Origin of the sequence: uncultured Ruminococcus sp. (assembly GCF_946415235.1) — a bacterium.
GTDB lineage: Bacteria > Bacillota > Clostridia > Oscillospirales > Ruminococcaceae > Ruminococcus.
Genome location: NZ_CAMKRR010000076.1, coordinates 1 through 13410 on the forward strand (window position 1 = coordinate 1; position 13410 = coordinate 13410).

The window sequence follows — 13410 nt, forward strand, 5'->3', positions numbered from 1 at the left end:
AATGAAGTCGGCGGCGAAATGACTGCTGCTCCCGATGAAGTGCCTGCACGAATGAAAAAGCTCGTATTACAGTACAATGACCTGAAAAAAATCGCGCTTGAAGATATAATTGACTTCCACTATCAGTTTGAGTCCATACATCCATTTCAGGACGGCAACGGCAGAGTCGGCAGACTTATAATGCTGAAGGAGTGTCTGTGCCATAACATCGTTCCATTTATTATATCCGATGATCTGAAGATGTTCTACTATCGCGGACTAAAGAACTGGGAACAGGAACGTGGCTGGCTGACGGAAACAGTGCTGACTGCACAGGACCGTTTCAAGGCTTATCTTGATTATTTTCAGATCAGATATCAGGTGTGATAGCTTAAAGGGAATCTATTGATAAGTGAAGAGTTATCATTAATGGGAGGTGCCAGATGAATACGCTTGAGATAAAGAGAATGCTTGTATCTGAGAAATATGAAAATGAGTGTTTTATGATTGATAATATTCCATTACAACAATACCTGATAAAATGGTATCAGCATAACGGTTGGGGTGAGATCTCACAGCCGATAGCACCTGCCCATGATCTTGCAGTCACATGGACCGGTTTGTTTGATAATGACGGCGACGCCAGATTCATGCGCTGGCTTCTGAAAAAAGATAAACTGAATCTTCCGATATTGTCATGTCCTGATGATATGGATTTTTCCTGCATTGTTATTGTTGCCGAAATCGAAAAAAACGATGAATTTGTATATTGGAAACGGATAGGCACGGTCAACCACTCGATTGAAAGACTTGAAGAACGAAAAGAACACGGTATTGTGTTTGTAGACAGCTATTCTGATGACGATTGGATAAAATACAGAGATGCAGCATTTATGCGTGTCGACAGTTATGAATGGAAAGAATGGACTTCAACACACTGGTCAGAAGAATTGTACCGCAGGCACATAAACTATACATACAAGTGTTATCATGATGACAGAAATATTGATTGGATATATACGTGTAACTGGTGCTTTGACAGGGAGCAATATGACAGCCTTGTTTCAGAGTGTGTGCCTAAATGGTGTATGGGCAATGATGAATGATCTGACTTACATATATCACTATACCTCGCCTATCGGCGGTATCACCCTTGCCAGTGACGGAGAATCACTGACAGGCTTATGGTTCGAGGGACAGAAATACTATCCCCAGAACTTGGTAGCAGAAAGTTCCGAAGTGAAGCTGCCGATATTCACGCAGACCTGCAACTGGCTCGATATTTATTTCAGCGGAAAAGAGCCGAGCTTCACTCCGCCTATAAGTCTGCACACAACGCCGTTCCGAAAGGTAGTGTACGACATACTTCTTACAATACCTTACGGACAGACAATGACCTATGGCGAGATAGCAAATATCATCGCAAATCAGCAAGGTGCTGAGCATATGTCGGCTCAGGCAGTCGGCAGCGCTGTGGGACATAATCCCGTCTCGATAATAATTCCCTGTCACAGAGTTGTCGGAGCAGACGGCAGTCTGACAGGCTATGCAGGCGGAATTGATAAAAAGGCAGCCATGCTTAAACTTGAGAATAACTGATGATAATAACGCTCCCCCTGAACTACTATGGTTCAGGGGGATCTTATGCGTATGGAATACCGCCTTTAGAAGCCTTTATTTAGTTTGAAGGAACTCTTTAAGCAGGAATGTACAAAAATACGGGAATGAATAAACATTGTCCGAATAGCCAACATTACCATTGAACAGCTTAACTCCGAATTTAATATCAGCATATTTATCGGAGTTTATCAGCGTTCTCAGGGACTTCGCTCTGCCATTTTCTGCCTTGACTTCAACAGGCACAAGCGAATCTTTAGTACGCATGAAGAAATCCTGTTCAAGCGTGGAGTCCTCACGGCGATAGTAATAGAGGTCGCAGCCACTCTTAACAAGAGCTTCGCCAACGATGTTTTCATAGAGAGCGCCTTTATATACGCCAAGATTTTTGTTTGCACGGAGGTCGTCCTGTGCCTCATCATCAAGCATTGCCACCAGCAGACCACTGTCTGCAAAATATAGCTTGAACTTATCCTCATCATAGTTACCCTTTAGTGGCAACTCAGGAAAGTTTAGACAGTAACAGGGATTGACGATGCCAGCATCAACGAGCCAGTCTATACAGCCGCGGTAATCGCGGAAACGAGCTCCAGAGGCGACCTTTGATATCTGAAACTTCTTGTTCTCCTTTGCGAGCTGCGGAGCGATCCGATTGAACACGTTAAGAATACGAGTCTGGTCAACGCCTTCTGCGTATTTGCGAATATCCTCCTTGTAATCTGCGAGAAGCTGTCTCTGCGTATCAAGGGAGCCTTCAAATGTGCCGTTTTCTATATACTGCGAAACCACCGCAGGCATACCGCCAAGCACACAGAAGTCCAGGAATAAAGAGCGGCAAACCGAGAGCTCCAGCTCACTGAACGGCTTCTGCTCAATCATGTGGCTGAACAGGTTTTCGCGGAATGAATCGTCATAGCCTTTCGCCCAGAGAAATTCCTCAAAATCAAGCGAACGCATGGTAAAGTCTTTCTTATAGCCGACGCTATTGCTCTCGATTTTTCGGTAATTGATACCGAGCATAGAACCGCTGCATATCACATCGAAACGGCCGTCCTGCTTGAAGAATTTGAGACTTGTGGCAATATCGGGAAAGCTCTGTATTTCGTCAAAGAATATAAGCGTTTTACCGTCAATGAATTTCTTGGACGGATCAATGAGCGAGATGTTTTTTATAATATTGTCAGTTTTGTATCCGTCGGAAGTGATCATCGTGTATTTTGGTTCTTCAACAAAATTTATTTCAATAAAGCTGTCATAATTATCAGTAGAAAAGTGCCTTATGGACTCTGTCTTGCCGACCTGACGTGAGCCTTTTACTATAAGTGGCTTTCTATCCTGTTCGGATTTCCAATCAGTGAGAAACTTGTCTATTTTACGCGGTATATACATATACACTGCACCTCCTGTCCTCTCTATAATACAATAAACGTAGCCAAAAGTCAAGCGGTTTCGCACATTTTTGCAGTCAATAGATACGCGATTTACACAAAATTATAGTGAATAATTCTTGAATCGACACATATTTTTATTACGGTTGGTATAGCAGCGGATTAATAATGAGCAGGTCTCGGACTGAAAATAAAGCGACAACCGTGCAGCACCTTACAAATTCAAAAATTTAATATGCTTGTGTAGCACAGTTGGTAGTGCAGCTCATTCGTAATGAGCAGGTCGCCCGTTCGAGCCGGGTCACTAGCTCCAAAGAACCGCTTAGGATTATTCCTAAGCGGTTTTTGTTGTTAATCTATTGTATTATGATATATTAGAGTAAATATAATTGGGGAGGTTGAAATGTCGAATAATTTATTGATTGAAAAAGACTTGATATTCAACTTGGCGGTTTTGATTATTCAAATAAGAGGATTTGAATGTGAATGCTTGTCAAATTGAAAGATAGATTTTATAATCGAATAATAACAGTTTAAGGAATTCAAAGTACTTGTAGCTATAAGCTTATATATTGTAAGTTGTGTTATTTATTCTGTATTTTTTCTACAATACGGATCAAAGGCGATTTTGATATAAACCATTGACTTGATATTGAAAAAATGGTACAATTTAATAAAGCGATTTGGCAAAAAATGTTGAAAAAAATCACAGCGTTAAGAGTTTCTTTTTTGGAAGGTGATAAAGTGAAATGTTTAACAATAGACGAATTTCTGCGCTCTTTGAAACAAAACCTTGATACAAAGCATTCTTTTTTTCTAGGAGCTGGAGCTTCAATTGAATCTGGTGTTCCGTCAGCTTATGACTGTATTTGGGATTGGAAATACGAATTGTTTTCATCACAAAACCCAGTATTATCAAAAGCCTGCAACTGCAAAACTGATAGTGGAAAAAAAGTAATACAAAATTGGCTGGATAACGAGAAAACATATCCGGCATTAAATGCTGATGAAGAATATTCTTTTTATGCTGAAAAAACATACCCTATTGAAGATGATCGGCGAAAATACTTTCAAAACTTAATTAATGGGCAAAAGCCAAGTTTAGGTTATCATATTTTATCAATGTTTGCAGAAAAAGAATGGGTAAAGAGTGTGTGGACCACAAACTTTGACGGCTTTATTGCCAAAACTGCAAACCAGTATAATTTGATTCCTATTGAAGTAACACTTGAATCACAAGATAGAATTTATCGAAATGATGTTGATCGAGAGTTGTTGTGTATTGCGCTTCATGGTGATTATAAATATGGAGCTTTGAAGAATACGGCAATTGAATTGGATTCACAAAGCCCCAAATTAATTGAAGCACTATCACACGAAATAAATAAACGTCACTTAATTGTAATCGGATATAGCGGAAGAGACAAGTCTTTAATGGAGGCATTAAGAGCAGCCTATTCCCTCCCTGGTGCTGGAAGATTATACTGGTGTGGATATGGTTCAAATTGCCCCAAACCAGTTGAAGAATTGATAGACTATATCAATCAACAAGATAGGCTTGCATTTTATATTCCAACAGATGGTTTTGATAAAACAATGTTGCTCATTTCAAATCATTGTATGGATAAAGAATTTAAAAATAAAGTTGAAAAACTTAAAGATGAAGTTGGGAATAAAACTGAAATTGCAAATACATCTTTTTCTGCTCCGTTAAATATAATATCAAAGATAGTGGAGTCAAACGCATATCCAGTTGCAGTTCCGAAACAATGTTACCAAATGAAGGTCGATTATAAGGGCGCTAATCCTTGGAAGTTTTGTAAAGATCTATTTTCAGCAGGAACAATCGCTGTCCCTTATAATGATTCTATATATGCATGGGGAAATAAAGAAAGCATATCAAAAGCAGTAAAAGGATACTTATGTGGAAATATCGAAACTACACCGCTTTTAAGAGAATCAATTATTGGAATAGGTGTATTTAAAGAAATGGCTGTTAAAGCAATAACTGCCATATTAGCTCAAAGAGCCAATCTATCTTTTGGTGGCAAAAGAATATGGGATCGGAATAAAGATCCTTTATTTACAAGGATAAATGGTAAAACTATTAAAGCCTTTTGGGCAATAGAGATATCATTATTATTTGATAAAAACTATTCATATATAGTTTTAACTCCCTCATATGAATATGTTGATGATTACAAACTGAATAAAAAAGATCACAAGGATTTTTCTGATTATTTTACAGAAAGAATTAATCAGAAAAAAATCAACCTAAATAATCATTTGTATGTTGAAGAGTGGAAAAATAAATTACTAGGGAACTGTATTTTCAAAGCGAAATTGCCAAATCACGATGATATGTTTAGTTTTAAGTTTAGCAATAATAGCGCATTTGTAGGGGTTCATAGTAATAGTACATTCTTCAAAATACCAAATGACTTTGACAAGCGAAGAATTGTTTTTAATGGTATTGAATGCAGAGACCCTGAATTAGCTTTTTTCAATATCACTACCAATACCATATCTAAAGATTTTCATCCGATGCGTGGCTTGATTAATAATGCTCCTTCCGATTATTTGCTAAACAACACATTTTCAAGGAAATCTATAAAAATTGGTGTTATATGTCCTGAGAATTATGAAAAATCCTTCTATGGTTTTATTCAAAATCTAAACTCATCTCAATCAGTTAACTACAATTTTGATTATGTTATTAATTATCCTGGTTTTTATTCAGTTTATAAAATGGGTGTTGAAATTCCAGCATATAGTGATAGAGAATGGCTAACGCTAAAATTCAGTGGTAATAGAAACATTGAGAAATCTGCAGAAAATCTTGGTGAAATGATTTGTCGTCATATATCGATACTCAACGATAGTCAGATCGATGTTATTTTAATATATATACCAGAAGAATATGAAATCTTTACAGAGTATAATAACGAGAATAGCAGCTTTGATCTTCACAATTATGTTAAAGCGTATGCAGCTCAGAAAAATATAGCGACTCAATTCATAAGACAAAAAACTGTAGAAAGTTCTATGATGTGCCAAATTATGTGGGCATTATCATTGGCAATTTATGTTAAATCTTGTAGAATACCATGGACCATTTCAGATATAAATAAAGATACAGCGTTTGCTGGAATTGGTTATAGTGTGAATCATCAATCGAAGTCCAATGATATTGTGATTGGTTGTAGTCATATCTATTCATATGAAGGTCAAGGATTAAAATATAAGCTGGCGAAAATAAGCGATGTAACTTATGATAAAAAGCATAATCCTTATCTATCAGAAGATGAAGCCTTCAGAATGGGGCTAAGTATTAAGGAGATGTTTTACAAGTCTTTCTCTGAGATGCCCAAAAGAGTTGTAATCCATAAACGAACGCCTTTTAAACAGGAGGAAATAAATGGCTTTACAAAAAGCTTAAGATTGGCTGGTATCAACGATATTGTATTATTAGAAATAAACTTCGAATCGAATTTTAGGTGCTTTGAACTTGAAAAAGGCCTAAAAGTTGATACTTTTCCAGTTAGACGGGGGTTATGTTTTCCATTGAATGACAATTCATTTTATTTATTTACGCACGGAATAGCTCCATCAATACGTAAAAACTATCGCTATCTTCAAGGAGGAAAATCATTACCAAAGCCCTTGAAAATAATAAAGTATTATGGCGATGGGAATATGTCACAAATTGCAACAGAGATACTTGGTTTATCAAAAATGAATTGGAATAGTTTTGGTTTGTATACCAAGTTGCCATGTACACTTGAATCATCAAATGAAATAGCTCGAATCGGACGATTGTTGTCACAGTATGATGGAACAATATATGATTACAGATTCTTTATGTGAAAAGAGTCGTTAAGATTTATGAATTATTAGCAACAAATGAACAGGCAAGTTTCTGTGTTATAACGCCGCCAAACGTTTATTGTCTCCTCAATCTGGAACGGAAAAACGCTTCTATAACTACGATAAAAATTCTATGTGACGGATTAGATATGACTTTAGGTGAATTTTTCAGTTCGCCTGAGTTCGATGACCTTGAACAGGAAATAAAATAACAATATCCCTGTGATCAGAGCAATTTTATGCCTGATTACAGGGATTTTATTTAATATACAATGGTTTTGCATTTCGGCACAAATGACAATGTGAAAAAACAACTGTTTTGAAATTAGAATTAAGTAATATCACACCATATCAAGTGCTTCCTGTTCGAGCTTACAGTCATGCTCCAACATATAATTGACAGTGTCGGAAAACTCACTGCCGTTCAAAGCAGCGAGACGTTTTTTGTCGTTGTCCGTAAGAGACTTAGTGTATGCCTTGAATCGCTGAAGCTCTGGTATTCCCATATGATACGGCATAAAGTTAACACCTGTTTTTGATTTGAGGTGAAGAAGGATATAGAATCCTCCTGCATCTATGTCTCCGAAATGATAGTATTCAGCATCAGGATTATCTTGATAGATCTTATTAATAAAATTTCGTCTGTGGGAATTGTGGTATCCGCCAAGATATACAGCAAAATAATCTTTTTCATGGAAGGCATTGAATGTTGTCAGATTCTCGATCGTCATAACTCGACTGCCTGTAACGTTTATACTGCTTATCTCAGGTAGGAGTGCCGAGGAAATGGCAATATCTCCATTGAGTTCGCGCAGATCAAGCCGCTGCCCTTTTATAACTATAACTGCACTTCCTTTGATGTAAACATGTCCCGGATTCTTAATTATATTCAGATCTTCCAGTATCGTATCTTCTTCAGGAAAATCTCCATACTGAAACAGAAGACGTTTCACTTTTGACTTTATGGATTCAAAAGTCTTGGAATCTCCGAAAACCTTGATAGAATAATCTCTGATGAAAGTTTCCTCGCTGATGTCAAATATCATTGCCACTGCTTTCAGCAGTTTTTCATATTCAGTAACATCTCCATCAAAATACTCGGCTTTTTTATTCTGTGACAGCCTGATTTTCTGTGCGTCGCAGAATCTCTTCAGCAAATCGTTTTTATCTGAATATGTGTCAAGAAGGCTTATCAGTTGTTCATTAGTTTGTGCTTTGGGAGTTCTTGAGATATATCTGTATATATCATCAAGGAGTTGCACATTGAGCGTGACGGTATCGACAATACCGTTTTTCTTCCTTTTTGAAGTGACATACTCCATGCTTTCCAACTCAGAAACAGTATCATTCAGGCTGCAAAATAAGTCATACTCAGCCTCGTCACCGTATTTTGGAAATAACTTTGCAAGTTTCACCGAGAAGCTCTGTCCGATACGATTATCACCTGTAAAGCTTTTGCTTCGCTCATATTTGTCGAGCAAGTGTTCCAATATTGCTTTCTCATATTTCATCATAGGAGAATTCCTCCGCAAAGCTGTTATGAGCGCCGTCAGTATATATCATAATTATGTTGTCCGCCTGCTCTCCGATAAGTTCAAGTCTGGAAGTAGGAGCAGCAAGTATTATCTGAAGATCCTGAGCCTTGAAGAAATTCAGCATACTTTCAATTCGCTCTTCGTCCATCTTATCAAATGCTTCATCAAGCATGATAACTCTTATGGTCTCGCCTATACTGTAAAGCTGAACAAACGACGCGGCTATCGCAACGTAGTAAGGAGTCTGTGTTTCTCCTCCGCTCTTTTCGCGGTATATCTTTGAAAACTTCTGTGTTTTTCCGTCTTTGGAAACGATATCTATATCATAATCAAGGTAACTGCGGTAGTCTGTGTATTCACGGATAACATCATCACCGTGTTCGTCGGACGCCGTGAGTTTTGAAAACAGTTCGTTCATCTCATCATGATACTCTTCGTCAAACTGGGTTGAAAACAGATTGAAGCCTCCGAGATTGAAATCAGACATTATCATCTCATAAAGCTTCTTTTTCTTCTTGTCAGGCTCCCAGTCAAATCTGTATGAATCATTTCCGTAGTAGATCGGCTTCAGCGTTTTGTTCAGATCTCTGAAAAGAGAAATGGCTTTCTCGATATTCTCACGCATTTTAGCAAGAAAGCTCTCTCTGAATTCAGTCTCGCAGTTCTCCCTGATAACTCTGAGTTTTTCCTCATAGCTTATAAGGTCATGTTTCGTAAGATCGTTGAATTCAGAAATATAAGCAGGCATCATTTCAAGACCTGTTCCGAGTTCACCGTTCTTATACTTTGCCTGTTTAGCGTTCAGATTACCGATAGCATTAGATCTCTGGTTTTCAAGAGTAACTCTTCTTGGCTGGTAGTTGCTGTATATGGTACCTGCGGACTTTGTCTTATTGTGCTCATCGAATTTTTTCATTGCCTCTGAAAGAGCCGCTTCTTTGCCTTTGCTGAGTTCACTTATTTGCTCTTCAATAGCAAGATTGGCATTTTCCAATTGCTTTATATCATTTTCAAGCTGTTCAGCTTCAAATCTGCTTCGACTGATATTGCTATTTACAGAGTCTCTCTTTTTCCTCATTTCTGCGAGCTGAGCGTTGATTTCTTCGGATTCCATTTGCAGTTGCAGATATGTCGGATCATTCTCTGCATCTTTTAGTTTGATATTCAGAGCGGCGATCTCAGCATTTATCAGATTCTGCTTTACAGGGGCGTCGATAACATCTTTGATTATTTCAAAATTACAATCATTTACCGCTAAGATCGTAGCTTCAAGCGAGCTTTTCTGTGAAGTAAGTTCGTTTTTCCTTTTTGTCTTCTCTTCACATTCAGCTTTCTTGATCTTTAACTGCTGTACAAGAGCGTACTTGCCTATATATGGCATACGGTAAACCTCAGGATTGATGTTCCTGAGTGTATTGTTCTGATACAGCATACATTCTTTTGTAATAGCTATCTTATGCTCTTTTAGCTGTGAAACAGTCTCACACATAGTCACTCTGCCAAGCAGATAGCATACATACGCACGTGCATAGACGTTCTCGCTTTTAACAACACTTGCAAGGCTATGCTCATCAGGAACAGCATCAATATCGAGCTTTGCAGTATTGACGACCGCCGCCGTATGTATCCGTGATCTGTTCCTGTCGTAGACTTCAGCGGCAATATCATAATACTGCGGCTCAACGATAATGTGAAACCTCTGCGTATTAAGGTAGCCTTCAACAGCATTCTGCCACCTGTTGTCGGATACTTCAAGCATATCCGCAAGTATCCTTACTTCTGAGGATATACCTCTTGCAGCGAATTCCTGTTCTATCGCTTCTTTCAGCTTTACTACATTTTTATCGTAGGTTATCTTGTTAAGTTCAAGATCTTTTATCTCTTTTTCAAGCTGTCCGATCGCATTTAGAAGAGTATTGAGCTCAGCTTGAGTCTCTGCAAGCCTGTTCTGAACGATGTCTCTGACCTCTTTAAACACCGCTTCGATGTCTGAGATAATGACAGTTCTCTGTTGAACATCAGCTTCAATGCTTTCTAACAAGGCAAGTTTACCAGTATCGACTTTTGAATATACTGAAATATGTTTCAGGGCAACACGTATCCTTTTAAGCTGTTCTTTCAGCTTTCTGATATCATCCGAAAGGCGATCATAGTCCTTCTGCTTATTGCTGATCTCATTTTTTATCGAGCTGATAAGAAGAGCAGTTTCGCCCGAATTAAGTGCAGATAAGACATTAATATGCCTGTCGTTGAGGTTCTTTATGTCGTGTTCCAGCTCTTCGGCAGTTTTGGTGTTCAGAGCTATATTCTGCTGTGCAACATCTTGCTTGATCCTCTTCTCGGAAATAGCAGCCTTATTAGACTCAGCTTCTGCGACTTTTATCAGAATATCTATTATGAGTATCTGCTCTTCGATGTGAAGGATATTCTCATAAGTTTTCTGTATGTCTTTAAGATCATCGACCTGCTTTTTTACTTCAGCTATAACAAGCTGCATTTCCTTCATGTCCCTGATAGTGCCGCGGAGAGTATCAATATCTACATTTCGCTCAGGAAGAATAAACTGCGAAACAAAGCTCTTGACGTCTTTCATAGGCTTGAATGCAAGAGATTTTGAAAGGAGCTCAAAGAAGTTGTCCTGCAAATGACCAAGACGAGTCTTGAATCTATCCTTAGCCATAGAGGTCTGCTGTATAAAAGCGACCTTCTTACCATTGTTCCGGAACTGCTCGTCTTTAGAAGGTCTGTTATCCGTAATAAAAGAAAGCGAGTCCAGTGTACCTTCCTCACAGAACCATTTTTTCTTTACCTCGCTTTCAAGATCAAATGATTCAAATTTCGCTCCCAATACAAAATATCTCTGCTTCGTTTCTTCATACACTTCAAGAGCTATATATGAAATAACCGCCCCCTTTCGGAGATACTCATTTCCTTCTTCTCCGGTCTTTCCTCTGACATAGCTTTTCAGCGAGCGTTTACTATCAGTGTTGGCGGCAAGGTTGAATCTCCTGCTATTAGTGGTCAGAATAAGCTGGATAGCATCAAGAATCGTGGATTTGCCGGCACCGTTCTCTCCTGAGAAAAGATTGGTATTTTTGAGAGAGATAGTTTCATTGTTGAAATAGTGCCAATTGATAAGCCTAAGCTTAGTCAGTATCTTCTTCGTCTGCATTGTTTTCAGCTTCACCACCATTCACATATTTATCGAGCTTGTCCTTTGTTTCCTCGTATAACATAATTGCAGCAGAAAGCGTTGAGCTTTGATCTTGTGTTTCTTTTCAAATGAAGTTTACCTCCTTTCAGTCTGAACGGGACGCCGTTCATAAGGGGGCTGAAATGGCATGAAATTAAACGGAAAACCGTTTAATAAGAAAAAAATAAATTTCAACTTCGTATACCTGCACAATTTCAAACATATGTTCTTGTGAAATCAGTACAAAAAAAGGACTGCTTAATGCAGTCCTGAAAGCTTGTAAAAAAATTCGGTTTTATCAGGGGACGCCTTCACTTGCAAGGCGTCCCCTCTAAAAAACAGTCCACAGGACTGTTTTTTTATTCACCCCTTGCGAAGCGCTTTGAGCCTGTTTGCGGGGCTTTGCCCCACCCCCCCCACCAGAGGCGCTGCCTCTGGACTCCGCCAAAGGGTTGTGAACCCTTTGGAATCCCGATATTAACATTGGTTTTATATGTGCTTTTTAAGTCCCGACTTGTCAAATGCCGCCGCTGCTGCTATGAAAAGTACAGCGCTTGCGCCTACCTGTATCACATAAAACGGCGTCTGACCGAATGCTGCTATGACAGCTCCCTTATTGAAGCCGCCCGCCATGACTGTTCCCTCGTAAAGGCTGTAGCCGACTATGCAGACTGTAAGGGACGGAATTATTCCGAGAATATTGCGTAATGTGAGTATCTTTTCGCTTTTATTGGTGAAAAACAGAGCTGTGACCGCTTTTATAACTATAGTTGCGGGTATCCACACGGGAAAACCCGTAAGCCCGTCCGCAAGTGCGCCGCCTATAATTCCCGCCGCTACCGCATAAGGTGCAGGCAGCATACAAGCTGCAAGATATATGAAGCCGTCCCCTGCGTGAGTGTAGCCCGCTCCCGTGGGTACGTGGATATACGCCGTAAATACGAATATAAGCGCCGAGAAAAGTCCCGTCAGCACTATTCTTTTTATCTTTTCGTTCTGTACTGTCCGAGTCATGAATGACCGCTCCTTTATCTACTAAATTCCTATGCTTTAGGATTGATGATATTATAACATCATGCGAAGTTTTTTTCAAGTGCTATTCTGCACAATCTTTACGGGCGTCAACTATGTTTTTATAGTGCGGGTGACGTATAGGGAGAGGCTATATTCGGTTATAAGCCGTAAAATACGCAGAAACCGACGGGGATTGATGCTCAACTGCGGGCGGCGGAACGCCGCCCCTACATATGGCTATTCATAATTTGCGGGTTATTCGCGGACGCCCAAAGGGCGCCCCTACAAAGCGTTACGGGAAGATATGAAAGTGGGCACACAGTGTGCGCCCCTACAGGAACGCCGAGGGCGGCGTTCCCTACAATGTGTTACATACAAAACGCGGGCGGATAATATCCGCCCCTACTAATCACTGAAAAAGGCGGACATCAAGTCCGCCTTTTTTATGGGCTTAGCCCATTAATATCTCAACTTCGTGTGTGCCGCCATTGCATACAGGAATTACACATCCCTCTACTGCCTTGCCGTCAACTGTCATAGTCTTTACGCCCTTGCATACGTGTGAGGGGTTCTTTACTGTGATGTTGAAGGTAGCACCTCTGAACTCACGGACTGCTGTGAAGCCGTCCCACTCGTGAGGAATGGAAGGATCTACCTTGAGTCCGTCAAATACAGGCTGTACACCGAGAATGTACTGCGATATAGCTACCATGTTCCATGCAGCTGTACCAGTGAGCCATGAGTTCTTGCCCTGACCGAAGTTCTTTGCGTCCTTACCGCCTATCATCTGACCGTATACATAAGGCTCTGTCTTGTG

Annotated in this window: 8 protein-coding genes, 1 tRNA gene and 1 pseudogene; 5 read left to right on the forward strand and 5 right to left on the reverse strand. The window is 39.5% G+C overall.

Going from position 1 to position 13410, the window contains the following annotated elements; all coding sequences use genetic code 11:
• The 3 genes from Q0R37_RS11745 to Q0R37_RS11755 form a co-directional block, all read left to right on the forward strand.
• Positions 1 to 366, forward strand: a 366-nt coding sequence (locus tag Q0R37_RS11745) for a Fic family protein (protein ID WP_294754675.1), incomplete at its 5' end; no start/stop codon positions are given.
• A gap of 56 nt (positions 367 to 422) precedes the next feature.
• Positions 423 to 1085 carry a hypothetical protein gene (locus Q0R37_RS11750; RefSeq protein ID WP_294754676.1) on the forward strand — a complete coding sequence of 221 codons (663 nt, stop codon included), beginning with the start codon at positions 423 to 425 and terminating at the stop codon, positions 1083 to 1085.
• Positions 1078 to 1578 carry a methylated-DNA--[protein]-cysteine S-methyltransferase gene (locus tag Q0R37_RS11755; protein ID WP_366517427.1) on the forward strand — a complete coding sequence of 167 codons (501 nt, stop codon included), beginning with the start codon at positions 1078 to 1080 and terminating at the stop codon, positions 1576 to 1578. The genes Q0R37_RS11750 and Q0R37_RS11755 overlap by 8 nt, the downstream gene beginning before the upstream one ends.
• A gap of 75 nt (positions 1579 to 1653) precedes the next feature.
• Here Q0R37_RS11755 and Q0R37_RS11760 read toward each other — a convergent pair whose 3' ends face one another.
• The gene (locus Q0R37_RS11760) at positions 1654 to 2985 is read right to left on the reverse strand and encodes a DUF4143 domain-containing protein (RefSeq protein ID WP_294754677.1); all 1332 of its coding nucleotides are present in this window, start codon (positions 2983 to 2985) and stop codon (positions 1654 to 1656) included.
• Between the two features lie 236 nt (positions 2986 to 3221).
• Between Q0R37_RS11760 and Q0R37_RS11765 the strand changes: the two genes are divergently transcribed.
• Together Q0R37_RS11765 and Q0R37_RS11770 are read left to right on the forward strand one after the other, a co-directional pair.
• Positions 3222 to 3297 (forward strand) — tRNA-Thr (locus Q0R37_RS11765).
• 347 nt (positions 3298 to 3644) lie between these two features.
• Positions 3645 to 6851: an SIR2 family protein gene (locus tag Q0R37_RS11770; protein ID WP_294754678.1), complete on the forward strand. Its 3207-nt coding sequence runs from the start codon at positions 3645 to 3647 to the stop codon at positions 6849 to 6851.
• 341 nt (positions 6852 to 7192) lie between these two features.
• Here the strand turns inward: Q0R37_RS11770 and Q0R37_RS11775 are convergent, their stop codons facing one another.
• The 4 genes and pseudogenes from Q0R37_RS11775 to Q0R37_RS11790 all read right to left on the reverse strand — a co-directional run.
• On the reverse strand, positions 7193 to 8365 hold the full coding sequence (locus Q0R37_RS11775; RefSeq protein WP_294754679.1) for a Wadjet anti-phage system protein JetD domain-containing protein: 1173 nt from the start codon (positions 8363 to 8365) through the stop codon (positions 7193 to 7195).
• On the reverse strand, positions 8352 to 11573 hold the full coding sequence (locus tag Q0R37_RS11780) for an SbcC/MukB-like Walker B domain-containing protein (RefSeq protein ID WP_294754680.1): 3222 nt from the start codon (positions 11571 to 11573) through the stop codon (positions 8352 to 8354). Before Q0R37_RS11780 ends, Q0R37_RS11775 begins: the two co-directional genes overlap by 14 nt.
• 495 nt (positions 11574 to 12068) lie before the next feature.
• On the reverse strand, positions 12069 to 12593 hold the full coding sequence (locus Q0R37_RS11785; RefSeq protein WP_294754681.1) for a TIGR04002 family protein: 525 nt from the start codon (positions 12591 to 12593) through the stop codon (positions 12069 to 12071).
• Between the two features lie 451 nt (positions 12594 to 13044).
• A pseudogene (locus Q0R37_RS11790) lies at positions 13045 to 13410 on the reverse strand (glycosyl transferase); the annotation flags it as partial.